The organism is Blautia sp. MSJ-19, assembly GCF_018918125.1.
In the GTDB taxonomy this organism is placed as follows: Bacteria; Bacillota; Clostridia; order Lachnospirales; family Lachnospiraceae; genus Blautia_A.
In genome coordinates this window covers 21672-47283 of record NZ_JAHLQA010000004.1, presented here as the reverse complement: position 1 = coordinate 47283, position 25612 = coordinate 21672, and the positions used below count along the sequence as shown (strand labels likewise).

Sequence of the window (25612 nt, the reverse complement as noted above, 5' to 3'; positions counted from 1 at the left end):
TTATATGGGTAAGACATTATATTTGGAGTGTTATTCTGGAATCAGCGGGGATATGACAGCAGCGGCACTTCTGGATCTGGGGGCAGATCAGAAAGTGCTGCAGAAAACCCTGGAGAGCCTTCCGATTGCCGGATTTCGTACAGAAATCACCAGGGTCAAAAAATCCGGGCTGGATGCCTGTGATTTTTCTGTGATTCTGGATCATGACAATCACGACCATGATATGACATATCTGCATGGATATGAAGAGAAGCATATGCATGACATGGTACATCATCATGAATATGAACATGTACATGAGCAGCACGCTCATAAGCATGAACGGCAGCACGAACATGCTCATTCTCATCGTGGAATCAGAGAAATTACAGAAATCATCCAGAATTCGGAGATGACAGAGAGAGCAAAAAAAATGGCATTGCATGTGTTCGACATACTGGCACAGGCAGAAGCCAAAGCACATGGTGTTCCGGTTGAAGAAGTACATTTTCATGAGGTTGGAGCAGTAGATTCTATTGTAGACATTGCAGCAATTGCAATCTGTATGGATAACCTGGATATTACAGAAATGATCGTACCGGTTTTATATGAAGGAACCGGCTTTATTCGTTGCCAGCATGGGCAGATCCCGGTACCGGTACCGGCAGTGATGCATATCGCAGAAGCGCATGATCTGAAACTGAAGATTACGGACATACAGGGAGAGCTGGTTACACCGACAGGAGCTGCGGTTGTGGCAGCATTCCGTACCTCTGACAGACTTCCGGAAGATTTTACGGTGCTCAGATCGGGACTCGGAGCTGGGAAGCGGCAGTATTGCTGTCCTGGTATCCTGCGTGCCATGCTCATTCGATCAGGAGCAGAAGAAAAAGATATGATCTGGAAACTGGAAACAGACATGGATGACTGCACCGGCGAAACAATGGGATATGTTATGAAGCTCCTTATGGCAAATGGAGCCAGGGAGGCACATTATACTCCAATCTATACAAAGAAAAATCGTCCGGCTTATACATTAACAGTACTCTGCAAAGAAGAAGAAAGAAAGAAACTGGAGAATCTGATCTTTGCCGAGACAACAACGATCGGGATTCGCAGGACCAGGATGGAACGCACGATCCTCAAAAGGGAGATCGTGAAATTCGGAACACCGCTTGGAGATGCGGTGGCAAAGCTCTGTACTTTGCCGGATGGACAGATAAGATGCTATCCCGAACATGACAGTGCATCCGAACTTGCACAAAAAAATCAGATCAGTTTCAGGGAAGCGTATGACAGGATCAGGAGTTATTGGACAACAGAGAGGTGAGACAGAAAATGAAAACAGGGCTTGTTTTGGAAGGTGGCGCGATGCGCGGAATCTACACAGCCGGAGTACTGGATGTGTTTTTGGAACAGGGGATAAAGTTTGATGGCGTGATCGGTGTTTCGGCGGGCGCGCTGCACGGCTGTTCTTTTGTATCAGGGCAAAAAGGAAGAAGTCTCAGGTATTTTAAAAAATATCGAAATGATAAACATTTTATGAGTTGGTGGAGTTTTCTGCATACGGGTGAAGTCGTAGGAAAACAGTTTTGCTATCATGATATTCCGGAGCGTTTGGATCCGTTTGATTATGAAGCGTTTGTCAGATCAGATACTGCATTTTATGCAACCTGTACTAATGTTGAGACGGGAAAGGCAGAATATATCAAAATTACAGATATGCTGAGTCAGATCGATGCAATGAGAGCTTCGGCATCTATGCCATATGTATCCAGAATCGTGGAGTATGATGGAATGAAACTGTTAGATGGCGGATGTGCGGACAGTATTCCTGTTGAAGCGTTCCGAAAGATGGGATATGACCGCATCGTGGTCGTGCTGACGAGAGAAGCAGGATTTGTCAAGAAACCGGAAAATATCAGGATGGCAGAGATTCGCTATCATAAATATCCGGAGTTTGTGCATACACTGCAAAACAGGCACAAGGTTTACAATCACAGCCTGGAAGTACTGAAAGAAATGGAAAAAACAGGCGAGGCATTTGTGATTCAGCCGGACAAAAAAATGGATATCAGTCGTATGGAAACAGATCTGAATGTTATTCAACAGGCGTACGATCTGGGAAGCAGAGATGCGCGTATCCGTATGAGAGCACTGAAGGAATGGATGCCGCAGGGAAATCTGTAATTTCAGGTTGCATATCAGCGTCAGATTCTGTATAATCAGATACATAAAATAAAAGCGAACCAAAAAGTACAAGGGCGTACAGCACGCATAAATGTGTGATGTATGTCCTTGTGTTTTTTTGTTTCCAAAATAACAGGGGAGGATTGGATATGGATGGAATTGTAAACCTGATCAATCAGATCGATGCATGGGTATGGGGGTGGTGGATGATCTTGCTGCTCCTTGGAACACACATTTTTATGACAATACGTACTGGTGTGATCCAGAGAAAGATTGGAACTGCGATCAGACTGTCTGTTACGAAAGATCCTGATGGAGAGGGGGAAGTCAGTCAGTTTGGTGCGCTGACCACTGCGCTCGCATCTACGATTGGAACTGGAAATATCATTGGTGTCGGAACCGCCATTGCACTTGGCGGACCGGGAGCAGTGCTCTGGTGCTGGCTGACAGGTGTCTTTGGTATTGCGACAAAATACAGTGAATCACTGATCGCAGTCAAATATCGTGTCAAAACAAAAGACGGGCGTATGCAGGGCGGTGCGATGTATGCTCTTGAGCGTGGACTTCATATGAGATGGCTTGGTCTGATCTTTGCCGTTTTTGGAGGATTTGCATCGTTTGGAATCGGCTGTGCCACACAGGTCAATGCAATTGCAACGGTATGTGAAGAAAATCTGCATATCCCACCGGCAGCAGTAGGAATCGTGGTGGCTGTACTGACTGCGTTGGTTATCTTTGGCGGGATCAAGGCAATTGCCAACGTCTGTGAAAAACTGGTTCCTTTTATGGCAGCTTTTTATGTTATCGGATGTTTTGTCATTCTTTGTATCAATTATGACTTTATCATCCCTGCAGTCGTTACGATCTGTAAAATGGCATTCACTCCTGGAGCAGCGGCAGGCGGACTGGTAGGGAGAGGAATCATGATGGCGATGCAGTATGGAATCGCGAGAGGTCTGTTTTCTAATGAATCTGGTATGGGTTCTGCTCCGATTGCTGCAGCAGCGGCACAGACGAGAAATCCGGTACGCCAGGCCCTGGTATCCAGTACCGGTACGTTCTGGGATACGGTTGTTGTATGTCTTATGACAGGTCTGGTCCTGGTTACAAGTATTATGAAAAATCCGGCGATTGATATGGGAGAGATCACGAATGGTGGTGTACTGACTACACTGGCATTTCAGCAGATTCCTGTGATCGGTCCGGTGATACTGGTTGTGGGAATTGTTTCATTTGCGTATTCAACTGTACTTGGCTGGGCATATTACGGAGAACGCTGTGTGGAATATTTTGCAGGCAAAAAAGGGCTTATTCCGTATCGGACGCTGTACATAGCGGTAGCTGTGATCGCACCGGTTGTATCTTTAAATCTGGTATGGACGATCGCGGATATTCTGAATGCACTGATGGCACTGCCAAACCTGATCGCGGTTTTAATGTTGTCCAATGTGATCGTTGCGGAGACAAAAAAATACATAAATAATCTGGATGCAAAAGATGATACTGAGATTGAAATCATTGACCGCTGAAGGAAGAAGCGATACAATATCAGAAAACGAAGACAGTCTGCATTTATGCAGGCTGTTTTTATGAGGAAGAGCAGGAGAGGTTTATGGCAGAAGAACATGAAATGAAAGTAATTGCAAGGATCCACAATGATTTTCCAACAAAATTTGGGATTCCACATCAGAGCAATCGCTTGGATGCATTGAAAGCAACGATCGTTTTTGAACCGGAATATCGTGTGCCAGAGGCATTTCGCGGATTGGAAGAATACAGTTATATCTGGCTGATATGGCAGTTTTCAGAGGCTGTGAGAGAAAACTGGTCACCGACAGTACGCCCGCCGAGGCTTGGTGGAAATACGAGGATGGGGGTGTTTGCAACGCGTTCTCCGTTTCGGCCGAACAGCATTGGATTGTCTTCTGTGCGTCTGGAAAAAATAGAGTTCCATCAGGAACTTGGGCCGGTATTGCATATAGCAGGAGCAGATCTGATGAATGGAACACCGATTTATGATATCAAGCCGTATCTTCCATACGCAGACAGCCACCCGGAGGCAAAAGGTGGATTTACCGATCATATCAGAGATTATCGTTTAAATGTGGAGTTCCCGGAAAAGCTTATACAAAAAGTACCGGAGGCACAGAGAGAAGCGCTTCTCGAGGTACTGGCAAATGATCCTCGTCCACGATATCAGAATAAACCGGAGAAGATTTATGGACTGGCTTATGGTGACAGAGACATCCATTTTCGGGTGAGGGGAGAGACGCTTACAGTTTGCGATATAACAGAATTAAAAAAATCCTTTGACAAACAAAACAATATGTGATAGTATTTTATACACAGTTAGTATAAGCTAACAAAGGAACATTAAGCGGATCTTAAGTCCGCTTTACTTTTAAAACATGAGTTAGATGAGAATAACAAAAGGAGAGGTGATGCTATGAGTATCGTAATTGTAGGCGGTAATGAACGTATGGTATGTCAGTATGAGGATATCTGTAAAGGATATGGATGTAAGGCAAAAGTATTTGCAAAAGAAAAAGGAGCCATGAAAAAGAAAATCGGGGCACCGGATCTCATGATTCTGTTTACAAGCACGGTTTCTCACAAAATGGTCAATTGTGCCGTAGAAGAAGCTAAGAAAAAATCTATTCCGGTCTGCAGATGCCATACAAGCAGCGCGTCTGCTCTTGAAAATATTCTTCGTGAATATTGTGCATAAAAATTAGTTTTTTATAAAGAAATACTTGCAAATCCCGCTGTTTTTCAATACAATAAAAGACAGATTTTCTGACTGAAAAGAAAAGGCTGCTGTAAGCACTGACAAACAATGTGAGCATCAGCAAGAAAACAGAAGGGTGAGAAGTGTTATTATGAAAAAGGTTGTAAAATTTGGAGGAAGCTCTCTGGCCAATGCGGAACAGTTTCAGAAGGTTGGAGATATTATCAGAAGCGAGGAGAGCAGACGTTATGTGGTACCGTCCGCACCTGGCAAAAGATTTTCCGCAGACACAAAAGTAACAGATCTTTTATATGCGTGCTATGACAAAGCGGAAGCAGGCGAAGATTTCAGTGATATTCTGACAGAGATCAAAAGCCGTTTTTATGAAATTATCAAAGGTCTGAATCTGGATCTTTCCCTGGAAGAAGAATTCAAACAGATCGAGACAGATTTTAAAGCACATGCAGGAAATGAATATGCGGCTTCCCGAGGAGAATTTCTCAATGGTAAAGTAATGGCTGCATATCTGGGATATGAGTTTATTGACTCTGCAACAGTCATCCGCTTTGACAAAAACGGAAATTTTGACGCCGACAAGACAGACAAGCTTCTCAGCAAACGACTTCAGAAATGTGAAAGAGCCGTTATTCCGGGATTTTATGGTGGAATGGAAGACGGGACTGTTAAAACATTTTCCAGGGGTGGATCAGATGTCACCGGTTCACTGGTAGCAAAAGCAATCCATGCAGATATTTATGAAAACTGGACAGACGTTTCCGGTTTCCTTGTAACGGATCCGAGAATTGTTGAAAATCCGGCAGTGATCGAGACAATCACATACAGAGAACTTCGTGAGCTTTCTTACATGGGAGCGACTGTCCTTCACGAAGATGCAATCTTCCCGGTTCGCAAGGAAGGTATCCCGATCAATATCCGTAATACAAATCGTCCGGATGATAAGGGAACATTTATCGTGGAAAGCACCTGCCGCAAACCAAAATACGTGATTACAGGTATTGCGGGCAAAAAAGGTTTCTGCTCCATCAATATTGAGAAATCCATGATGAACAGCGAAATCGGATTCGGAAGAAAGATTCTTCAGGTATTTGAAGATCAGGGAATCAGTTTTGAGCATGTTCCTTCCGGAATCGATACAATGACGGTTTATGTACATCAGGATGAATTCGAAGAAAAGGAACAGCAGGTAATTGCGGGCATTCATCGTGCAGTTCAGCCGGATTTTGTAGAAATGGAATCTGATCTGGCACTGATCGCAGTCGTAGGACGTGGGATGAAGTCTCAGAGAGGTACCGCAGGTCGTGTATTTGCAGCACTGGCACATGCGCATGTCAATGTTAAGATGATCGATCAGGGTTCCAGTGAGCTGAACATCATCATTGGTGTGGAAAACAGGGATTTTGAGACCGCAGTAAAAGCAATTTATGATATTTTTGTCCTGACTCAGGTATAAATAAAGAGGAGATTTGGAAGATCCGGCCCGATGCCGGATCTTTTTCTCTTTAAAACTATGTTCAAATATGATAGAATTCCACTAGAAAAAATCACAAAAAATTTTTATCTGAGAATATAAAATTATATAATTTATCGAAAAATATGAATAAAATTTTAAGTCTGTTGACAAATCCTCCTCAGAGTGACAAAATACGCCTAAAGTCTGATGCAGGAGGATGAAGCATATGGTTGAAAGACATATTAGATTAAATGCGACTGAAGATGTAAAAGAATTTGTAAACGAAGCTACCAAATGCGATTTTGACATTGACATTTCCTATAATAGAATTATTATTGATGCCAAATCCCTTTTAGGTATTCTGAGCATGGATCTTACCAGAGAACTGACGGTAAGATGCTATGGAGAGAGCCAGAGATTTAACGAAGTAATGGCAAAATTTGCTGTAGCATAAAGCGTATACGGCAGACAGGGCGCATATTCCGGAAGCGGGTATGCGCTTTTTTTGAAGTCTGAAACAGGCAGGCGTCCCTAGGAAGGCAGGAAAAGAACAGTATGGAAAAACCGATCGTCCGTATTTCGGTCAGAAATCTGGTGGAATTTATATTAAGAAGCGGTGATCTGAAAAGCAGTGGCGGCGCAGCAGACAAAGAGGCTATGCTGAAGGGAAGCCGTCTCCACAGGAAGATTCAGAAACAGATGGGGAGCCATTATCAGCCGGAGGTTTCTTTAAAAAAAGATACGGAATATGCAGAACTGATCCTTCGTGTGGAGGGACGTGCGGATGGCATCTTTACACAGGAAGAAAAAGTCTGTATTGATGAGATCAAAGGAATATATAAGAATCTGGAACTGCTTGAAGAACCGGTTTTGGTGCATCGGGCGCAGGCACTCTGCTATGCGTGGATCTATTTAGATGAACATGATCTGCAGGAAATTGATGTGCAGATGACGTATGCACATCTGGAAACAGAAATGATCAAACGTTTTCGCGAAACACTGACCAGACAGGAACTGGAGGAATGGTACAGAGAACTCACAGATGCCTATTACAAATGGCTGTCCTATCAGATTGAATGGAGAAGGAAAAGAAACCAGTCTATGCAGAATCTGGAGTTTCCATTTGATTATCGGAAAGGACAGAAAGAAATGGTTGCCGGCATTTATCATGCGATATCCAGGCAGGAGCAGATTTTCATTCAGGCGCCGACAGGTGTCGGAAAAACGATGTCGGCGGTATTTCCGGCGGTACGTTCGATTGGAGAGGGAAAAGCGGAAACTTTGTTTTATCTGACTGCCAGAACGATTACGAGAACGGTTGCACAGGATGCATTTGAGATTCTGAGAGAGAAAGGCCTGCTTTTTAAAGTAGTTACGATTACGGCAAAAGAAAAACTGTGTTTTTGTGAGAAACCGGAATGTGATCCGGAAAAATGTCTTTATGCAAAGGGGCATTATGACCGGGTCAATGCGGCGGTCTATGAACTCTGGACAACAGAACAGTGTTTTGATCGTGAAACGATTCTGCATCATGCGGAAAAATGGCAGGTATGTCCGTTCGAAATGAGTCTGGATCTGGCGGTCTGGATGGATGGTGTGATCTGTGATTACAATTATGTATTTGATCCAAATGTTTATCTGAAACGATTTTTTGGAGAAAATATATCAGGTAGCTATCTTTTTCTGATTGATGAGGCACATAATCTGGTTGACAGAGGACGGGAAATGTACAGTGCTTCGCTCTGTCTGGAGGAGATGATACAGACCCGTGATTTCCTGAAACCTTATAGTCAGAAAATGTGGAAGAAGCTGGGAAAAGTGATACGTCAGTTAGAAGAACTGAGGAAAAACTGTGTTTCCTGGCAGGTTCAGGAAAATGCCGGAGTTCTGCCGGTCAGTCTTCTGAGTGTTCAGGGAGAACTGGATCAGCTGATGGAGGAGCCACCGTCACAGGAGGTTGTGGATGGAATCCTTGATTTCTACTTTGCAGTGCGTGATTTCCTGAATATAGCAGAGCTTGTAGATGAAAACTATGTGGTGTATACGGCATTTGGAGAAGACGGAAGATTTTATATAAAACTGTTCTGTGTCAATCCGGCAGCAAATCTGCAGAGATGTCTGGATAAAGGTGTCACCACAGTGTTTTTTTCTGCGACACTTCTTCCAATGCAGTACTATCGTAAGATGCTGAGTACCCGAACAGAAAACTTTGGCATCTATGTAGAATCCCCGTTTGAACAAAAAAAGCGTTGTCTTCTGATATGCCGGGATGTGAGCAGCCGTTACACAAGGCGGAATTATGAAGAGTACCACAGAATTGCAGAATATATTGCGAGAATGAGCTGGCAGAAAAAAGGAAATTACATGGTCTTTTTTCCATCGTATAAACTTCTGGAAGATGTATATCAGGTTTATCAGGAAGAATATGCAGCAGGATGGGTACATTGTATCAGTCAGCATGCTTCCATGACAGAGAAAGAACGCGAAGAGTTTCTGGAAGAATTTAAAGAAGAACGCGGGGAAACACTGGTTGGTTTCTGTGTGATGGGGGGGATTTTTTCGGAAGGAATCGATCTGATCGGAAATCGTCTGATCGGAGTTGCAGTGGTTGGAACAGGGCTTCCACAGGTCAGTTGCGAAAGGGAGATATTGAAAGAGTATTACGACCAAAAAGGAGAACAGGGTTTTGATTATGCATATCGCTATCCGGGAATGAACAAAGTCCTGCAGGCGGCAGGGAGAGTGATCAGAACCAGAGAAGATATCGGAACGATCCTTCTGATGGATGACCGGTTTGCGAACAGAGAGTATCGAAGTCTGTTTCCAAGAGAATGGAACGATGCCCGCATATGTTTACTGAAGGATCTGGAAATGCAGTTGAAAGACTTCTGGGGACAGTTCGGAAAATAACAAAATAAGTCAGCTTGACATACAAAAAATATCCTGTATACTATGGACAAAAAAGCAGGAATATACAGAAAGAGGAGAAACATATGGCAACTGGAAACCGTTTGAAAAAATGGAAGATCTGGGCAATAGGAGTAACAGCTGTACTGGCGGGATCAGCGGTTCCTGTGCCGGCGGCATCCAGCAGTCTGCTGTCAGTCACAGAAGAAGCACAGATTCGTCCGATCAGTGACGGATCAGACAAATATCTTTTAAAAAGCGATGGATTTTACTGCCTAAAAGAAGATGGGAGCAGGGATAACGCGGCAGCAGTACATTATTTTGATCATATGGAAATAGACGGAACAGTACTGGACGGATTTTATTATCATGACGAAAACGGATGTTTTCAGGCAGACAGTTCGCATATGGTGAAGATCAATAAACTGAGCTGTACAAAAATATCCGGAGACAGTGAGGAAGTGACTGAGTTTGATGGGTATTATATGGTCAACAATCTGGGGAAGCTCAGTGCTGCGCCGCAGGTACACTACATCAGTAATTATACGGCAGACGGAGCCACCTACGATGGATATTATTATTTTGATGAAAATGGCAGAATGGTCACAGAGCCGGGGATTCATGAGCTGGAAATGACTTCAAATGGTCAGATGTTTTCCGGTACGTACTATTTTGGCGGTACAAATGGAGTACTGGTGCAGGAAGCTGGTGTGACGGAGGATGGTTTTCCGGTGGATGAGACGGGTAAAGTAGGTGACCTGGAAGACCTTGGGATGGATACACTGGAACCACAGCTTGAGACGATGCTTTCCGGATATGAGGGCGAGTGGAGCGTGTATGTGAAAGATCTGGAGACAGAGGAGGAAATCGTTCTGAATGATGAGCCTTTGTATTCAGCAAGTCTTATTAAAGCTTTTGTTATGGCAAAAACATATGAAGATATGGATAAGGTTCTGGAACATGAGGCTGCACAGCTCAAGACAGCGGCAGATGATGCAAAGGTGAAAGAGAAAGTGGATACTCTGCTGTGGAATATGATCACAGTCAGTGACAATGAATCCTGTAACGAACTGGGCAGATTGCAGTCGGATAGCCATGATTTTCAGGATGGTGCGGAGCAGGTAAATAAATATCTGCAGAAAGAAGGATATACCAGAACCAGTTATCAGAGTACTCTGCATCCGTCTGCGTCAAAACTTGTAACACTTGGAGGACACAATCAGACGACAGTTACAGATTGTGGGAAACTGCTTGAACGGATCTACAGAGGGGAATGCGTCAGCAGGGAAGCATCAGAAGAAATGCTGAATCTTCTTATGAATCAGGAAAACACGACGAAGATTCCGGAAGGAGTCGGAGAAAATATTACGATTGCCAATAAGACGGGAGAAACAGATGAAGACCAACATGATATTGCAATCGTTTACGGTCCAAAGACGACATATATTTTATGCGTCATGTCAGAGAACGGAACAGACGCTGTTGAGAATATACGCAGGATTTCCAGAGTGGTTTATAATTATCTGAACCTGTAGGGGGAGATCTGATGGCTTTCGTTGATTTTTGAAAGGAAATCATGTATAATAACAGATTGTAATAAAATAGGTTTTTTGTCTGCTGTCACGACAGTGCTGAATGACGGCGGATGATATTAAATTCAGGAGGAGAGAAATAAATGCGAGTCGATGCAGATGACTTTGCCCGACCTTGCGGGGACGGGAATATGCACCATACAGAGGTAAAGGAAGTATTGATTGAACCGGGAGCGGTAAATATGCTCGAAGAGGCCATGTCAGAGGGCTTTCTGAAAGAATATATCTCACCGCTTCTGATCTGTGATACAAACACATGCAAAGCGACAGAAGAACTTATGGAAGATATTTTTGACCGATGTCAGGTTCTGGTTCTGGATGCAGAAGAACTTCAGGCAGACCAGCATGCGGTAGAAATCGTGGAGAATTATATGGATGAGGATATTGACCTGATCCTGGCAGTTGGTTCCGGCACGATTCATGATATCAGCAGATATGTGGCTTTTCAGTATAAGCTTCCTTTTATTTCCGTCCCCACAGCAGCCAGTACAGACGGATTTGTATCAGAAGCAGCGAATATGGTATGGAACGGACAGGAGAAACGGATTCCTGCAGAGCCGCCGGTCGCGATCTATGCAGATACGGACATTTTTGCAAATGCGCCGGCAGCGCTTAATATTGCCGGTATGGCATGTCTGAACGGAAGCGATTTGCAGCCGTCAGATATCCAGAGAGCAGAGCAGCTGATTGAACAGGGTGATGCAGAAACATGTGAGAAACTGATGTATGCACTCATAAAATGCGGTATCGCCAGTCAGGCGGAACAGAGATAAGGAGACGGAATATGAGAGTTGGAATGGGATATGATGTACATAAGCTGACCGAGGGAAGAAAACTGATTCTTGGTGGAGTTGATATTCCGTGGGAAAAAGGTCTTCTGGGACACTCTGATGCAGATGTGCTGATTCATGCAGTTATGGATGCACTGCTTGGTGCTGCGGCACTTGGAGACATCGGCAAACATTTTCCGGATACAGATCCGGCATATAAAGGAATTTCCAGTATTAAGCTGCTGGTGCATGTGGCAGGACTTCTTCGGGAACATGGCTATGAAATTGGAAATATTGATGCGACAGTGATCGCGCAGAAACCGAAGATGGCACCGCACATCCCACAGATGCGTAAAAATATGGCAGATGCTCTTGGGATCCCGGAATCAAAGATCAATGTCAAGGTAACTACAGAAGAAGGACTTGGATTTACCGGAAGCGGAGAGGGAATCTCTTCTCAGGCAATCTGTCTGCTGACAGAGATCCAGGGCTGATTCTGTTACAAAATAATATCGGAGGAAAGAGACATGAAACTTTTTAATACAATGTCACGAAGAAAAGAAGAATTTGTACCGCTGGAAGAGGGCAAGGTACGCATGTATGTATGCGGACCGACTGTATACAACCTGATCCATATCGGAAATGCAAGACCGATGATCATTTTTGATACTGTACGCCGTTATCTGGAGTACAAAGGATACGAAGTAAACTATGTATCCAACTTCACAGACGTAGATGACAAGATCATCAAGAAAGCAATCGAGGAAGGCGTGAGCGCAGAGGAAGTTTCCCAGCGTTATATCGCAGAGTGCAAGAAGGATATGGCAGGCATGAACGTAAAACCGGCTACCACACATCCGCTTGCAACACAGGAGATCGACGGAATGATCAATATGATCCAGACACTGATCGACAAAGGTTATGCATATCCGGTTGCTGATGGAACTGTATACTTCCGTGTAAAGAAATTCAAGGAATACGGTAAGCTTTCTCATAAGAACCTCGATGATCTGCAGTCAGGATTCCGTTCCCTGCAGGTATCCGGTGAGGATCAGAAGGAAGATCCGCTGGATTTCGTACTCTGGAAACCGAAGAAAGAAGGAGAGCCATACTGGATATCTCCATGGTGTGACGGAAGACCGGGCTGGCATATTGAGTGCTCCGTTATGTCCAAGAAATACCTTGGAGAGGAGATCGATATCCATGCCGGCGGCGAGGACCTTGTGTTCCCTCACCATGAGAATGAGATCGCACAGAGTGAATGCTGCAATGGAGTTCCTTTTGCAAAATACTGGATGCACAATGCATTCCTGAACATCGACAACCGCAAGATGTCCAAGTCTCTTGGAAACTTCCGTACTGTCCGTGAGATCAGTGAACAGTATGATCTGCAGGTGCTTCGTTTCTTCATGCTGAACGCACATTACAGAAGCCCGCTCAACTTCAGCGCGGATCTGATGGAATCCTCCAAGAACGCACTTGAGAGAATCACAGAGGCAGCAGCAAGACTTCGCGACCGCAAGGCAGCAGCGGCTGTACAGGAAGCAACAGAAGATGAGAAGAAACTGATGCAGGAAGAAGCTGCATTTGTGACCAAGTTCGAGGAAGCTATGGATGATGATTTCAACACAGCTGATGCACTGGCAGCAATCTTTGAACTTGTCAAATTTGCCAACACAAATGTACAGGAAGGAAGCTCAGCAGAATTTGCAGCACACACCCTGGAAGTTATGACAAAACTCTGCGATGTTCTCGGACTGATCCTTGAGAAGAAGGAAGAAATCCTTGACGAAGAGATCGAAAACCTGATCGCAGAACGTCAGGCGGCAAGAAAGGCAAAAGATTTCGCAAGAGCAGATGAGATCCGTGGACTGCTTCTTGAAAAAGGCATCGAACTGAAAGATACTCGTGAGGGCGTAAAATGGAAACGAATTTGATGCAGCTTGATGAGCTGTTTCATCTTGAAAACCAGGATCTGCGGAGTTATTCTCCGCTGACTCTGGCGTATATCGGAGATGGAATCTATGAGCTGATCATCCGTACAGTCCTTGTCAGGAAGGGCAACTGTCCGGTCAACCAGCTTCACAAAAAAGCAAGCAGTCTGGTAAAGGCAGCTTCTCAGTCAGCCATCATGGAAGTGATCGAGGAGAAACTGACCGAGGAAGAACATAATATCTACCGCAGAGGCCGCAACGCACATTCACCGACTATGGCAAAGCATGCGACGATGGCAGATTACAGGCGGGCGACAGGATTTGAGGCTCTGATGGGATATTTATATTTAAAAGGAGATTACCAGAGGATGCTTGAACTCGTCCGTATGGGAATCGGAGAGGACAGATTATGAGTGAACAGATAGAAGGCCGCAATGCGGTGCTGGAGGCTTTTCGCTCCGGCAAGTGCGTGGACAAGCTCTTTATTCTGGATGGCTGCCAGGACGGCCCGGTACGTACAATTGCAAGAGAGGCACGCAAAAAAGACACGATCATCAATTATGTATCCAAAGAAAGACTGGACCAGCTCAGCGAGACACATGCACATCAGGGCGTGATCGCGCAGGTTGCGGCTTATGAATACAGCACCGTAGAAGACATTCTCGCAAAGGCAGAGGAGAAAGGCGAGCCGCCGTTTCTGATTCTTCTGGATAATGTAGAGGATCCTCATAATCTTGGTGCGATCATCCGTACAGCGAACCTGGCAGGTGCACATGGTGTTATCATTCCGAAGCGCAGGGCTGTCGGGCTGACATCTACGGTGGCAAAGACTTCTGCGGGTGCAATTAATTATACACCGGTAGCAAAAGTGACAAATCTTGTGAGGACGATCGAGGAACTGAAAGAAAAGGGAATCTGGTTTGTCTGTGCTGATATGGGCGGAGAGAATATGTATGATTTGGATCTGACAGGACCAATGGGCCTGGTGATCGGAAATGAAGGCGAAGGCGTCAGCCGTCTGGTAAAAGAAGCATGTGACTTTACAGCTTCCATACCGATGAAAGGTGATATTGATTCACTGAATGCTTCTGTGGCAGCAGGTGTACTTGCCTATGAGATTGTAAGACAGAGACTGGTGAAAAGCTCTAAATAAAGGGGAAACAAAATGAGCCGTTACGATCAGTACAGCGACGAAGAATTGATTTTCAGACTGCGACAGGGAGAAACGGATATTTCCGATTATCTGATGGAAAAATATAAAGAATTTGTCCGTAAAAAGGCAAGAGCGATGTTTCTGATCGGAGGCGAGACGGATGATCTGATACAGGAAGGCATGATCGGTCTTTTTAAGGCGATTCAGAATTATCAGACAGATAAGGATGCTGCATTCCGAACATTTGCAGGACTTTGTATTGACCGCCAGCTATACAGTGCGGTTCAGAATTCCAACAGACAGAAACATCAGCCATTGAATACTTATGTTTCACTGAGCGAAGAAAATGAGTCGGATCATCTGGAAGGTTCCTGGGCGGATGATCCGGAAACGATCATTATTGATCAGGAGAGTACGCGGACGCTGGAACAGGAGATTACGAAGGTCTTAAGTCCGATGGAAAATAAAGTTCTGGACTATTATCTCAGAGGATATGGATATGTGAAGATTGCCAAGATTATGGGAAAAACACCGAAATCCATTGATAATGCGCTGCAGCGTATCAGGAGTAAAATCAGAAACTTTCCCCTTCCTTTTTCTGAGCAAAAGTAGTAAAATAATGATTATATTATAGCTGAATATCAGAGAGTTAATCTTCTGTAATATGAAAGGAGAAGTGTGGTTATGGCAAAAATCAATAAATATTGGGGATTTGTAGCAGTTGGAGCAGTTGCGGCTGCAGCGGCAGGTGCAATCGCGGCACTTGCATTCAAAAAAGATCCATTAGATGACTTTGATGATTTTGAAGACGATTTCGAGGATGAGACTGAAGAGGAGCCATCTGAGAAAGAAGAAAAGAAAGAAGCGGCAGAAGATTTTGCTTCCTGGGAAGAGGCAGAAGAAGCTGTAGAAAAGGCTGTGGAGGAAACTGCTGAGACAGCAGATGCCGAGCAGGCAGTTGAAGAAGCAATCAAGGAAGAAACAGAAGAAAAAGAAAGCGAAGAGACAGAAGAATAATCTATTTGCGCAAGAGAATAAACAAGACTGTTGTGATAGAAATGCCTGGCATTTATAAGACAACAGTCTTGTTTTTTTTGCATTTTTACAAAAAAGAGAAGCAGATCTTTGCAATCTGCTTCTCCCGAAAGTTCTGTTTATTTAGGAAGGCGGAAAGAACTCTTCAGAGATACGATACGGTTAAATACCGGAGCACCCTCTTTGGAGTCATGGATGTCAGCACAGTAGAATCCGTTTCTTACGAACTGGAAACTGTCATAGCCTTTGGCTTCCATAAGAGCAGGCTCAACATACGCAGTAACAGTAGTAAGAGAGTTCGGATTTACGTTCAGGGATCCGTCTTCTTTATTGTATACACCTTTTTCTTCGTCTACGATGTTTTCATAAAGACGTACAGTTGCTTCTTTTGCGTTGGTAGCTTCTACCCAGTGAATAGTTCCCTTAACTTTACGGCCATCCGGAGCGTTGCCGCCTTTTGTTGCCGGATCATAAGTGCAATGTACAACACGTACAGTACCGTCATCATCTGCTTCGTATCCTGTACAGGTTACGAAATAAGCATTCATCAGACGTACTTCTGTGCCAATGAAAAGTCGCTTGTATTTACGTGGCGGGTCGATCATGAAATCATCACGTTCGATATATAATTCTCCGCTGAATGGAATCTTACGTGTTCCGAGAGCCTCGTTTTCCATGTTGTTCGGAGCTTCCAGATATTCCACCTGTCCTTCCGGATAGTTGTCGATCACGAGTTTGATCGGATCCATGACAGCCATCATACGTGGACGTTTTAATTTGAGATCTTCACGGATGCAGTACTCAAGCATTGCATAGTCTACGGAGCTGTTTGCTTTGGAGACACCGCAGAGATCTACGAACATCTTGATGGATTCCGGTGTGAAACCTCTTCTTCGAAGTGCTGCGATAGAAACAAGACGCGGGTCATCCCAGCCGTCTACGATTCCGTCTTCTACCAGTTTCTTAATGTAGCGTTTTCCTGTTACGACATTGGTCAGGTACAGTTTGGCAAATTCAATCTGCTTTGGCGGCTGCGGGTATTCCAGTTCACGAACAACCCAGTCATAAAGCGGACGATGATCCTCGAATTCGAGGGTACAGATGGAGTGAGTGATTCCCTCGATCGCATCTTCGATCGGATGTGCAAAATCATACATCGGATAGATGCACCAGGTATCTCCGGTTCTGTGATGTGTCATGTGAGCAACACGATAGATGACCGGGTCACGCATATTCATGTTAGGGGATGCCATGTCAATTTTGGCACGGAGAACTTTTTCTCCATCGGCATACTTGCCTTCCTTCATTTCTTCAAAAAGCTGCAGGTTTTCTTCGACAGAACGATTACGGTACGGGCTTTCTTTACCAGGTTCTGTCAGAGTTCCACGATACTGACGGATTTCATCAGCAGTCAGGTCGCAGACGTAAGCTTTGCCTTTTTTGATCAGTTTGATAGCTGCTTCATACATCTGACCGAAATAGTCGGAAGCGAAGAAAAGTCTGTCCTCCCAGTCGGCACCAAGCCATTTGATATCAGCTTTAATAGATTCTACAAATTCGCTTTTTTCCTTTGTAGGATTGGTATCATCAAAACGCATATTAAACTTGCCGTTGTATTCCTGAGCAAGTCCGTAATTCAAAAGAATGGATTTGGCATGTCCGATATGGAGGTATCCATTAGGCTCCGGTGGGAAGCGGGTATGCACGGTATCATAAACACCTTCCGCCAGGTCTTTATCAATGATGTTTTCAATAAAATTTTTAGAAACGGTTTCGTTTTCCATCTCTTTCCCTCCTGAATGTTTCTTTAAAGGTTAATCATATCATAAAAGTGTTGAATTTAAAAGATTTCCATGAAAAAATATCGGAAAATAAATGCAAAAAAAATTAAAATTACCTGTTGACAGTACACGGTTTTTCTGTTAATATTATCAACTGTGAGCGACAGAAATGTCGGCTCATGAGAAGTGCTGCTGTGGCTCAGTCGGTAGAGCGTCGCCTTGGTAAGGCGGAGGTCACGGGTTCGATTCCCGTCAGCAGCTCTCTTTTTTTGCTTGTTTTTCAAGGGTTTGGGGACTTTGGAGATATCAAAAGTAATCAAAGTAGCAATCAGATTGTCGCGGTTGAATGCAGATATGATTAAAATATAGAATATAAAAAAGGCGCAGAAGATATTTCTGGGCTTTTTTATGTTTGGCAGTTGCGTGATATGACGGGACAGAGTATACTGGTACAGAAGTAAACTGAGTATGTTTACGAAACAGTAAATAAAGAAAAGGGACATTTCTATGAAAAAAATTGTGCTTGCTTCGGCATCACCAAGACGTAGAGAACTTTTGGCGGCTGCCGGGGTTATTTTTCAAATCTGTGCGGCAGACGGAGAAGAGAAGATTACATCAGATAAGCCGGAGGAAATCGTACAGGAACTGTCTAGGCAGAAGGCGATGGAAGTTGCGGCAAAATTCAAACTGGAAGAGGGAAGCATTGTAATCGGGGCTGATACGATCGTTGCATATAAAAATAAGATTTTAGGAAAACCGACAGATGAGTCGCATGCGTTCGAGACCCTTAAAATGCTGCAGGGAAATACCCATCAGGTTTATACCGGAGTCACTGTTTTGATCAGAAAACAGGAAAAATGGCAAGATATTTCTTTTTCAGAATGTACAGACGTTACATTCTATCCAGTGTCCGATGAGGAACTTCAAGCATATATCAGAAGCGGAGAGCCGATGGATAAAGCGGGAAGCTATGGTATCCAGGGCAGCTTTGGGGTTTATGTCAGAGAAATTCGAGGGGAATATACCAATGTTGTCGGTCTTCCGGTTGGCAGACTCTTTTATGAAATGAAGCAACATGGAATTGAGTTAAGAGGATAAACAAATGATAAAAGCATGTATTTTTGATCTGGATGGAACACTGGCAAATACACTGGAATCCATGGCATATGTAGCCAATGAGATTTTGGAAAAAATGAACCTGCAGCCGCAGCCGACTGAAAATTTCAAATATTACAGTGGTGAGGGGGCTGATATGCTGATACGCAGATGCCTTAAGGATGCCGGTGATCCGGAACTGTTGAATTATGAACAGTGTCGGAATCTTTACAGAAAAAAATTTGATGAGGATCCATTATATAAGGTGGTTCCTTATGATGGAATCCTGGAAACACTGGAAGAATTAAAAAAGCAGGGTATGAAGTTGGCTGTGTGTTCAAATAAGCCGCATGTGGCGGCGGTTAAAGTGATCAGGCAGATGTTTGAAGGATATTTTGACCTTGTGATCGGACAGAGTGATGCTGTTCGCCGCAAACCTGCGCCGGACGGTCCACTAAAAGCAGCTGAAGAATTTGGAGTAACACCGCAGGAATGCATGTATGTAGGAGATACCAGAACAGACATGGAAACCGGGAAGGCAGCAGGAATGCATACGGTCGGCGTTCTGTGGGGATTTCGGGACAGACAGGAACTGGAAAGCAGCGGGGCAGATGTGATTGCACAAAGACCACAGGATTTATTACAGATATGCGAGGAATGGAAAGATGATTAAGCTGGTTGCAAGTGATCTGGATGGTACGCTGCTTCTGAAGGGGGCACAGAGCCTTCCAGAGGACATTTTTCCGCTTATCCGAGAGTTAAAGGAACTTGGAATTCTTTTTGTGGCGGCAAGCGGAAGACAGTATGCAAATATGAAAAAGCTTTTCTCACCGGTAGTGAATGATATTGCTTTTATAAGTGAAAATGGCGGGCTGGCTGTCTATAACGAAAAAATTCTGTATCAGGATAGTTTTGATCCGAAGCTTGTTCGTGAGATTGCAGAGAGTATTTATGCGAGAGACGGAGCAGAGTTCACCTGTTCGACAAAAGATTTTTACTATCTCAGACCGAAGACAGAACATTTCAGGGATCTGATGAATAATGTGGTCAAAAACAACTGCAGGGAAATAAACAGCTTTGATGAAATGAGAGAGCCGTGTATGAAAATGGCTGTTTATGAGAGTAATGGTCTTCAGGATGAAACAATCCGTTACTGGAAGGAGCGATTCGGTGATCGTTGTACGGTAGTTACTTCTGGGAATGCATGGGTGGATTTTATTCCTTTTGAGACAAATAAGGCAAAGGGAGTTGATGTCTATCAGAAGCTTCTGGGAATATCTAAAGAAGAATGTGTTGTATTTGGAGATGAATATAACGATATCGCCATGCTGAAATCAGTACCTTACAGTTTTGCGATGGCACATGCAAAAGAAGGAGTAAAAAAAGCGGCTTCATATGAAACAGAATCTGTACAGACAGTTCTTCGAAAACTGATCAGAGCAAAAGGAAAAATAGAGGAGGTAATAAAATAATGTACAGCAAAGAATGTATAGAATCATTCCTGAAAAATCAGGGCAGACTTTATGATGAACCGGTAGCGGAGACTTTGGAAGAAGCGGAAGAATTTCTGGAAGACTGTATGGCTGTCGAGGTAAGGAACATCAAAGAAGTGAGAGAATATCTGGATGAAGCCGGAGCGGATGTCAGCGGAATGTCTGATGAAGAGTTAAAAGAGGCATGTGAGGTATTTCCATTGCCTTCCGGTGGTTATCTGATCGTAGAAGGGTAAGTACTGCTTTGAATCTGGCGAGCTGAAAGGAATATCCCTGTCCGAGGAATCTGCGGATGGGGATATTTTTTCGTTTTATAGTAAACAGAGATGAGCCAGGAACGTAAAATACAAATTACATTTATTGGGAGATGCATGATATAATTTCTAACAGGAGACGGGGTATAAGAATACTATAAGAAAAAGTAAATCAGGAATTGCTTCTACTGGAACATACACAGGAGACAGAACAGACCTGAAAAGGAGGATGAGTTATGCGGAAAGAAAGGATTCTTGCGGTTATAATGTCGGTACTTCTGGCATTATCCATGATTCCGTACACTGTTTTTGCAGCAGAAACTACTGCATTGGACGGAAAACTGAAAATTAAGGGAAATGCAGAAAATGGAAAGACTCTGAGTGCAGATTTCAAAGAGGTCAAACCAGAAGGCCTGACAGAGGAAAATGTAACATACCTGTGGTCGCGAAAGACTGCAGACGATGAGGCTGCGGAAAAGGCAGGCAAAAAGCCGGAACTCAAAGAACTTGGCAAAGAAAAAACTTATACAGTTACAACAGAGGATGTTGGCGCAAAAATTGTTCTGACTATCACCGGAAAAGAAGAAAATGGATTTTCCGGAAGTCTGACAGCAATTACTGGAGAAGTGACTGAGACGCAGACGTCGGAGGAAACACAGACTCCGTCAGTGGAAGTGTCACAGAACGGAGACAGTGCACAGACAGAAGAAACACAGGAAACAGCAGAAACTGTGCAGGAAAGCGAAGAGAATCTTTCAGAAGAGTTACAACCGTCCGGTGAACCAGGAAGTGAAGAACAGGAAGATACTTCCGAAGCAGGTACAGAAGAAGTGGATGGCATACCGGCTGCAACTGCGGATGAGACACAGGAAACAACAGAACCGGCCGGAGCTGAATCAGTAGATGGAATTCCAGAAGCAACCGAAGACGGCACATACGGACAGACGACAGATGAGGAGTCTCAGAACACAGATTCTGCAACAGAAAACGGAGATGGTCAGAGTACAGATGGGACAGAAACTCCGGCAGAGACGCCTGCTCTTACGATTACGGTCGGAGATGGCAATTCTGATACGTTGGATTTTGGTACTGTAATTGCAGGACAGGAAGAAAATGTTGAAGCACAGTATGTGACTGTAAAAAATAACAGTGAGAATACACTGACTTTCCCGGAGATCAGTCCGGAGAATTTTGTGGTGAATGATATTTATTCGCTGGAACCAGGACAGGAGATTACTTTGGCGGTTGCTCCGCGTGTCATGGAAGGAAGAGAAGCAAAATCCTATGAAGATACGATCACATATGAAAGTAATGAAGGTGCAAAAGTTTCTTTCAAAGCCAAAATGACAATACAGAATGCAGAGACACCTGACAATCCGGAAACACCGGAAACACCAGAGACACCGGAGAATCCTGAAGTTCCAGAAAATCCTGGAACAAGTAATGTAACACCGGATACTTCATCGGCGGAATTCGAATTTGTTGAAGGGCAGACTGTCCCTGATGCAAAGACCATTACATTAACGAATGAGGGCAGTGCTGCTGCAGAAATGTCAGAGGCAGTCAGCAGTGCAGGAGAAGTCGGAGGACAGGATTTTGACATTACATGGCAGGCGCAGACCATTGAAGCTGGAAAAACAGCAGATTTTGTGATTCGTCCCAAAGACAGTCTGACACAGGGAACTTATGAGGAAACTTTTACAATTACAGATAGCAGTACTGGAAAGACCAACGTGATTACAGCATTTGTTACAGTGGATGAAGTACAGCATAATCTGATCACATCTGATACAGTCTGCGACTTTGCAAGTGCAAAAGAAGGATATGCGGAGATCACAGCAAAACAGATTACGGTCACAAATAAGGGGAATATAGCGGAAACACTGACATTACCAGCAGTTGAGAATTTTGAGATCTGGACAGAAGATGCTTCAAAGCTTACTCTGGCACCGGAGGAAAGCGTTGTATTTTATGTACGACCGACAACGGGGTTGGCAGTTGGTTCCTACTCAGCCAGTATGAACGTGACTTCTGCGGTTTCTGTACCTCTGAAATTCCAGGTCATAAAGGGAACGGCATCTCTGACAAAGATCCAGCAGCCGTCAGCAGTGAGCGGACTGGCGAATGGAACGAAAAAGGAAGCTTCTGCACTGAAACTTCCGTCTACTGTTGTGATTGAGACGACCGGTGGAAACATGAAGGCTTCTGTTTCCTGGAATGTCAAAGACTGTTCCTATGATCCGTCCAGTACAGATGCACAGAAATTTACAGTAACCGGAACGGTGACACTGCCGTCAGGTGTAGACAATGATAATAAGATCGGACTTTCTGCCAGTGTTGAAGTCAGCGTCAAAGCTTATGAGGCTAAAATCGCATCTGCAGAAAACAATAAAATCACAGGCATTGATGCAAATGGAACATATACAACGCAGTCCAAGATTTCGTTTACTGCAGTTGGGGCTGGGATGGATAATGCTTCTCCGAGAAAAGGGGATACGCGCTATGTCCCGCAGAGCTGGAAAGTGATTAATACAAATGTATGGAATGCGGCGCCGTATACAGCAACTTTTGGGTTGGCAAAGACTGGAAACTATACACTGGAAATTACTTTCAGGCAGCAACAGTATCAGGGAGCAGCATGGAAGGATACCGGAAAAACAGATACCAGACAGGTTGCGTTTTCAGTAACAGAAGCAAAAGTCACAGCACCTGGAACAAACCTGACACCAGCTGCCAACAGAACCGCAGTTAAGACAGGTGATAATACACCGATTCTTCCATTTATATGCATCCTCATTGTTGCGGCAGGGGCAATTGCTGGTGTGGTTGTTTATAAAAAGAAAAATAAAAAGTAAGAACAAAGAAAAAACGATATAAAATGTTTTGTTAGCACTCAATTTGGTTGAGTGCTAATTTTTTCTTGACTTTTGGAAAAAAGGGTATTAGTATATAGAAAAGCGAAAAAAGAATCAAAGGAGTGTAGATAATATGGCTGAAAAGCACGGAAATTTATCAATTAACAGTGAAAACATTTTTCCTATCATAAAGAAATGGCTGTATTCTGACCATGATATTTTTGTTCGAGAGCTGGTATCCAATGGATGTGATGCTATTACAAAATTAAAGAAACTGGAAGTAATGGGGGAATATTCTTTCCCGGATGATTATAAACCAGCTGTTCAGGTTGTTGTAGATTCTGATGCCAAGACGCTGAAGTTTATCGATAACGGTATCGGTATGATTGCAGAGGAAGTAGAAGAATATATTACACAGATTGCATTTTCCGGTGCGACGGAATTCCTTGAAAAATACAAGGACAAAACAACAGATGATCAGATGATCGGACATTTTGGTCTGGGATTCTATTCTGCATTTATGGTTGCAGATGAAGTGCATATTGATACACTTTCCTTCAAAGAGGGTGCAACACCGGTACATTGGACCTGTGATGGCGGTACAGAATATGATATGCAGGATGGAGACAGAACAACAGTCGGAACAGAGATCACCTTGTTCCTGAATGACGAGAGCCTGGAGTTCTGCAATGAATACCGTATGCGTGAAGTTATCGAAAAATATTGTTCTTTCATGCCGGTAAACATTTATCTTTCCAGGGCAAATGCAGAACAGGAATATGAAACGATCGATGAGTCTGAACTCAGGGATGATGATGTTGTTGTAGAACATATTCATGAGGATGCAAAAACAGAGGAAAAAGAAAATGAAAACGGAGAAAAAGAAGTTGTAGAAGTTTCTCCTGCCAGAGATAAAGTGAAGATCAACAAACGTCCGGTGTCTTTAAGTGATCCGAATCCGCTCTGGATGAAACATCCGAACGAATGCAGCGATGAAGATTATAAAGAATTTTACCGTAAAGTCTTTATGGATTACAAAGAGCCGCTGTTCTGGATTCATCTGAATATGGATTATCCGTTCAATCTCAAAGGTATTCTGTATTTCCCAAAAATCAATACAGAATATGATTCTATTGAAGGAACCATTAAGTTGTACAATAATCAGGTGTTTATCGCAGATAACATCAAAGAGGTAATTCCAGAATTCCTGCTGCTTCTCAAAGGTGTGATCGATTGTCCGGATCTGCCGCTGAATGTTTCAAGAAGTGCACTGCAGAATGATGGATTTGTTCAGAAGATTTCTGAATATATTTCCAAGAAAGTTGCAGATAAACTGACTGGTATGTGTAAGACTGATCGCGAATCTTATGAAAAATACTGGGATGATATCAGTCCGTTCATCAAGTTTGGCTGCATCAAAGACAGCAAATTCGCAGAGAAATTGCATGATTATATTCTGTTCAAAGATATTGATAACAAATATCTGACCTTAAAAGACTGTATTGAGCAGAATAAAAAAGAAGATACAACAGAGAAGACAGCAGAAGAAACAGAAAACAAAGACAATGGAGAAACAAAAGAGCCTGAAAAGACAACCATCTTCTATGTGACAGATGCTGTACAGCAGAGCCAGTATATCAATATGTTCCGTGAAGCTGGAAAAAATGCAGTGATTCTTTCACATAACATTGATACTACTTTCATTTCTCATCTGGAACAGAAAGACCAGACGATTCAGTTTAAGAGAATTGACGCGGATGTAACAGAAGAACTGAAGGGTGAGGGAGCTGCTGATGAAGAAACAGCGAAGACTCTGACTGATCTTTTCCGTAAGAACCTGAACATGGAAAAGCTGGAAGTAAAAGTAGAAAATCTCAAGAATGAATCTGTAGCAGCAATGATGACACTTTCAGAAGAAAGCCGTCGTATGCAGGACATGATGAAAATGTATAATATGTATGGCATGGATCCGGGTATGTTCGGAGGACAGGAGACACTGGTATTGAATGTGAGTCATCCGCTTGTGAAATATCTGGCAGGCAATCAGGAATCAGAACATGCAGCAGTGATCTGCCAGCAGTTGTATGATCTTGCGATGCTGAGCCATAAACAGTTATCACCGGATGAGATGACCAAATTTGTGCAGAGAAGTAATGAAATATTGATGCTTCTGACCAAATAATATATAGTATATACAAAAAATAAAAAGAATCCCGAATATTCTTCAAAGAAATGGAGAATGTTCGGGATTTTTGCGTATATTGTTGACAAGAAGTAAAAAAATCTATATGCTGAAATAGTATGGTAATGTTATGAAAAAAGAAAGAAAAACAGGAAATGTGACTCTCTGAATGTCGTTTTTTTTCGAAGAACCA

General features: G+C 43.5%; 23 protein-coding genes and 1 tRNA gene. 23 read left to right on the top strand and 1 reads right to left on the bottom strand.

Translation table 11 applies throughout. The features are described 5' to 3' along the window. Nucleotides 1–4: 4 nt before the first annotated feature. From larC to KQI91_RS01740, 16 genes are all read left to right on the top strand, one after another. Nucleotides 5–1309, top strand: a complete 1305-nt coding sequence (gene larC / locus KQI91_RS01815) for a nickel pincer cofactor biosynthesis protein LarC (protein WP_216391172.1) — start codon at nucleotides 5–7, stop codon at nucleotides 1307–1309. A gap of 8 nt (nucleotides 1310–1317) precedes the next feature. Further along, nucleotides 1318–2169, top strand: a complete 852-nt coding sequence (locus tag KQI91_RS01810; protein WP_216391171.1) for a patatin-like phospholipase family protein — start codon at nucleotides 1318–1320, stop codon at nucleotides 2167–2169. A gap of 149 nt (nucleotides 2170–2318) precedes the next feature. Further along, nucleotides 2319–3698 (top strand): alanine/glycine:cation symporter family protein, encoded by a 1380-nt coding sequence (locus KQI91_RS01805; RefSeq protein ID WP_216391170.1) that lies wholly within the window; start codon nucleotides 2319–2321, stop codon nucleotides 3696–3698. 83 nt (nucleotides 3699–3781) lie between these two features. After that, nucleotides 3782–4501 carry a tRNA (N6-threonylcarbamoyladenosine(37)-N6)-methyltransferase TrmO gene (gene tsaA / locus KQI91_RS01800; RefSeq protein ID WP_216391169.1) on the top strand — a complete coding sequence of 240 codons (720 nt, stop codon included), beginning with the start codon at nucleotides 3782–3784 and terminating at the stop codon, nucleotides 4499–4501. Between the two features lie 114 nt (nucleotides 4502–4615). Then, nucleotides 4616–4897 carry a DUF2325 domain-containing protein gene (locus KQI91_RS01795; protein ID WP_216391168.1) on the top strand — a complete coding sequence of 94 codons (282 nt, stop codon included), beginning with the start codon at nucleotides 4616–4618 and terminating at the stop codon, nucleotides 4895–4897. 151 nt (nucleotides 4898–5048) lie between these two features. Then, nucleotides 5049–6368, top strand: a complete 1320-nt coding sequence (locus KQI91_RS01790; RefSeq protein WP_216391167.1) for an aspartate kinase — start codon at nucleotides 5049–5051, stop codon at nucleotides 6366–6368. Nucleotides 6369–6594: 226 nt separating this feature from the next. After that, nucleotides 6595–6822 (top strand): HPr family phosphocarrier protein, encoded by a 228-nt coding sequence (locus tag KQI91_RS01785; RefSeq protein WP_005425170.1) that lies wholly within the window; start codon nucleotides 6595–6597, stop codon nucleotides 6820–6822. A 101-nt stretch (nucleotides 6823–6923) separates the two neighbouring features. After that, the gene (locus KQI91_RS01780) at nucleotides 6924–9278 is read left to right on the top strand and encodes an ATP-dependent DNA helicase (protein ID WP_216391166.1); all 2355 of its coding nucleotides are present in this window, start codon (nucleotides 6924–6926) and stop codon (nucleotides 9276–9278) included. 83 nt (nucleotides 9279–9361) lie between these two features. Further along, the gene (locus KQI91_RS01775) at nucleotides 9362–10810 is read left to right on the top strand and encodes a serine hydrolase (protein WP_216391165.1); all 1449 of its coding nucleotides are present in this window, start codon (nucleotides 9362–9364) and stop codon (nucleotides 10808–10810) included. A gap of 140 nt (nucleotides 10811–10950) precedes the next feature. Further along, on the top strand, nucleotides 10951–11640 hold the full coding sequence (locus tag KQI91_RS01770; RefSeq protein WP_216391164.1) for an iron-containing alcohol dehydrogenase: 690 nt from the start codon (nucleotides 10951–10953) through the stop codon (nucleotides 11638–11640). An 11-nt stretch (nucleotides 11641–11651) separates the two neighbouring features. After that, a complete protein-coding gene (ispF, locus tag KQI91_RS01765) occupies nucleotides 11652–12131 on the top strand; it encodes a 2-C-methyl-D-erythritol 2,4-cyclodiphosphate synthase (protein ID WP_216391163.1) in 480 nt (159 codons plus the stop codon). Between the two features lie 33 nt (nucleotides 12132–12164). Beyond that, on the top strand, nucleotides 12165–13574 hold the full coding sequence (cysS, locus tag KQI91_RS01760; RefSeq protein ID WP_216391162.1) for a cysteine--tRNA ligase: 1410 nt from the start codon (nucleotides 12165–12167) through the stop codon (nucleotides 13572–13574). Further along, the gene (locus tag KQI91_RS01755; RefSeq protein WP_216391161.1) at nucleotides 13559–13984 is read left to right on the top strand and encodes a Mini-ribonuclease 3; all 426 of its coding nucleotides are present in this window, start codon (nucleotides 13559–13561) and stop codon (nucleotides 13982–13984) included. The genes cysS and KQI91_RS01755 overlap by 16 nt, the downstream gene beginning before the upstream one ends. Further along, complete coding sequence (rlmB, locus tag KQI91_RS01750; RefSeq protein WP_216391160.1) at nucleotides 13981–14724, top strand: 23S rRNA (guanosine(2251)-2'-O)-methyltransferase RlmB; 744 nt, start codon at nucleotides 13981–13983, stop codon at nucleotides 14722–14724. Before KQI91_RS01755 ends, rlmB begins: the two co-directional genes overlap by 4 nt. Nucleotides 14725–14736: 12 nt before the next feature. Continuing rightward, the gene (locus tag KQI91_RS01745) at nucleotides 14737–15336 is read left to right on the top strand and encodes a sigma-70 family RNA polymerase sigma factor (RefSeq protein ID WP_216391159.1); all 600 of its coding nucleotides are present in this window, start codon (nucleotides 14737–14739) and stop codon (nucleotides 15334–15336) included. A gap of 72 nt (nucleotides 15337–15408) precedes the next feature. After that, nucleotides 15409–15741 carry a hypothetical protein gene (locus tag KQI91_RS01740; protein WP_216391158.1) on the top strand — a complete coding sequence of 111 codons (333 nt, stop codon included), beginning with the start codon at nucleotides 15409–15411 and terminating at the stop codon, nucleotides 15739–15741. Nucleotides 15742–15878: 137 nt separating this feature from the next. Here KQI91_RS01740 and KQI91_RS01735 read toward each other — a convergent pair whose 3' ends face one another. Further along, on the bottom strand, nucleotides 15879–17543 hold the full coding sequence (locus KQI91_RS01735; protein ID WP_216391157.1) for a glutamine--tRNA ligase/YqeY domain fusion protein: 1665 nt from the start codon (nucleotides 17541–17543) through the stop codon (nucleotides 15879–15881). A 185-nt stretch (nucleotides 17544–17728) separates the two neighbouring features. Between KQI91_RS01735 and KQI91_RS01730 the strand changes: the two genes are divergently transcribed. The 7 genes from KQI91_RS01730 to htpG all read left to right on the top strand — a co-directional run bounded on the left by KQI91_RS01730 (nucleotide 17729) and on the right by htpG (nucleotide 25419). Then, a tRNA-Thr gene (locus KQI91_RS01730) sits at nucleotides 17729–17801 on the top strand. A 246-nt stretch (nucleotides 17802–18047) separates the two neighbouring features. Next, a complete protein-coding gene (locus KQI91_RS01725) occupies nucleotides 18048–18638 on the top strand; it encodes a Maf family protein (RefSeq protein WP_216391156.1) in 591 nt (196 codons plus the stop codon). A gap of 4 nt (nucleotides 18639–18642) precedes the next feature. After that, nucleotides 18643–19308: an HAD family hydrolase gene (locus KQI91_RS01720; RefSeq protein ID WP_216391155.1), complete on the top strand. Its 666-nt coding sequence runs from the start codon at nucleotides 18643–18645 to the stop codon at nucleotides 19306–19308. Next, complete coding sequence (locus KQI91_RS01715; protein WP_216391154.1) at nucleotides 19301–20107, top strand: HAD family hydrolase; 807 nt, start codon at nucleotides 19301–19303, stop codon at nucleotides 20105–20107. Before KQI91_RS01720 ends, KQI91_RS01715 begins: the two co-directional genes overlap by 8 nt. Further along, nucleotides 20107–20364, top strand: a complete 258-nt coding sequence (locus KQI91_RS01710; RefSeq protein WP_216391153.1) for a glyoxalase — start codon at nucleotides 20107–20109, stop codon at nucleotides 20362–20364. The genes KQI91_RS01715 and KQI91_RS01710 overlap by 1 nt, the downstream gene beginning before the upstream one ends. 254 nt (nucleotides 20365–20618) lie before the next feature. Continuing rightward, entirely contained in the window at nucleotides 20619–23237 is a 2619-nt protein-coding gene (locus KQI91_RS16045; RefSeq protein ID WP_253288320.1) for a hypothetical protein, read from the top strand. 133 nt (nucleotides 23238–23370) lie between these two features. Further along, complete coding sequence (gene htpG / locus KQI91_RS01700; RefSeq protein WP_216391152.1) at nucleotides 23371–25419, top strand: molecular chaperone HtpG; 2049 nt, start codon at nucleotides 23371–23373, stop codon at nucleotides 25417–25419. Nucleotides 25420–25612 lie beyond the last annotated feature (193 nt).

Excerpts from the sequence above, each read along its gene's own strand:
- larC (WP_216391172.1), top strand. The coding sequence starts at position 5 with ATGGGTAAGACATTATATTTGGAGTGTTATTCTGGAATCAGCGGGGAT.
- KQI91_RS01810 (WP_216391171.1), top strand. The coding sequence starts at position 1,318 with ATGAAAACAGGGCTTGTTTTGGAAGGTGGCGCGATGCGCGGAATCTAC.
- KQI91_RS01805 (WP_216391170.1), top strand. The coding sequence starts at position 2,319 with ATGGATGGAATTGTAAACCTGATCAATCAGATCGATGCATGGGTATGG.
- tsaA (WP_216391169.1), top strand. The coding sequence starts at position 3,782 with ATGGCAGAAGAACATGAAATGAAAGTAATTGCAAGGATCCACAATGAT.
- KQI91_RS01795 (WP_216391168.1), top strand. The coding sequence starts at position 4,616 with ATGAGTATCGTAATTGTAGGCGGTAATGAACGTATGGTATGTCAGTAT.
- KQI91_RS01790 (WP_216391167.1), top strand. The coding sequence starts at position 5,049 with ATGAAAAAGGTTGTAAAATTTGGAGGAAGCTCTCTGGCCAATGCGGAA.
- KQI91_RS01785 (WP_005425170.1), top strand. The coding sequence starts at position 6,595 with ATGGTTGAAAGACATATTAGATTAAATGCGACTGAAGATGTAAAAGAA.
- KQI91_RS01780 (WP_216391166.1), top strand. The coding sequence starts at position 6,924 with ATGGAAAAACCGATCGTCCGTATTTCGGTCAGAAATCTGGTGGAATTT.
- KQI91_RS01775 (WP_216391165.1), top strand. The coding sequence starts at position 9,362 with ATGGCAACTGGAAACCGTTTGAAAAAATGGAAGATCTGGGCAATAGGA.
- KQI91_RS01770 (WP_216391164.1), top strand. The coding sequence starts at position 10,951 with ATGCGAGTCGATGCAGATGACTTTGCCCGACCTTGCGGGGACGGGAAT.
- ispF (WP_216391163.1), top strand. The coding sequence starts at position 11,652 with ATGAGAGTTGGAATGGGATATGATGTACATAAGCTGACCGAGGGAAGA.
- cysS (WP_216391162.1), top strand. The coding sequence starts at position 12,165 with ATGAAACTTTTTAATACAATGTCACGAAGAAAAGAAGAATTTGTACCG.
- KQI91_RS01755 (WP_216391161.1), top strand. The coding sequence starts at position 13,559 with ATGGAAACGAATTTGATGCAGCTTGATGAGCTGTTTCATCTTGAAAAC.
- rlmB (WP_216391160.1), top strand. The coding sequence starts at position 13,981 with ATGAGTGAACAGATAGAAGGCCGCAATGCGGTGCTGGAGGCTTTTCGC.
- KQI91_RS01745 (WP_216391159.1), top strand. The coding sequence starts at position 14,737 with ATGAGCCGTTACGATCAGTACAGCGACGAAGAATTGATTTTCAGACTG.
- KQI91_RS01740 (WP_216391158.1), top strand. The coding sequence starts at position 15,409 with ATGGCAAAAATCAATAAATATTGGGGATTTGTAGCAGTTGGAGCAGTT.
- KQI91_RS01735 (WP_216391157.1), bottom strand. The coding sequence starts at position 17,543 with ATGGAAAACGAAACCGTTTCTAAAAATTTTATTGAAAACATCATTGAT.
- KQI91_RS01725 (WP_216391156.1), top strand. The coding sequence starts at position 18,048 with ATGAAAAAAATTGTGCTTGCTTCGGCATCACCAAGACGTAGAGAACTT.
- KQI91_RS01720 (WP_216391155.1), top strand. The coding sequence starts at position 18,643 with ATGATAAAAGCATGTATTTTTGATCTGGATGGAACACTGGCAAATACA.
- KQI91_RS01715 (WP_216391154.1), top strand. The coding sequence starts at position 19,301 with ATGATTAAGCTGGTTGCAAGTGATCTGGATGGTACGCTGCTTCTGAAG.
- KQI91_RS01710 (WP_216391153.1), top strand. The coding sequence starts at position 20,107 with ATGTACAGCAAAGAATGTATAGAATCATTCCTGAAAAATCAGGGCAGA.
- KQI91_RS16045 (WP_253288320.1), top strand. The coding sequence starts at position 20,619 with ATGCGGAAAGAAAGGATTCTTGCGGTTATAATGTCGGTACTTCTGGCA.
- htpG (WP_216391152.1), top strand. The coding sequence starts at position 23,371 with ATGGCTGAAAAGCACGGAAATTTATCAATTAACAGTGAAAACATTTTT.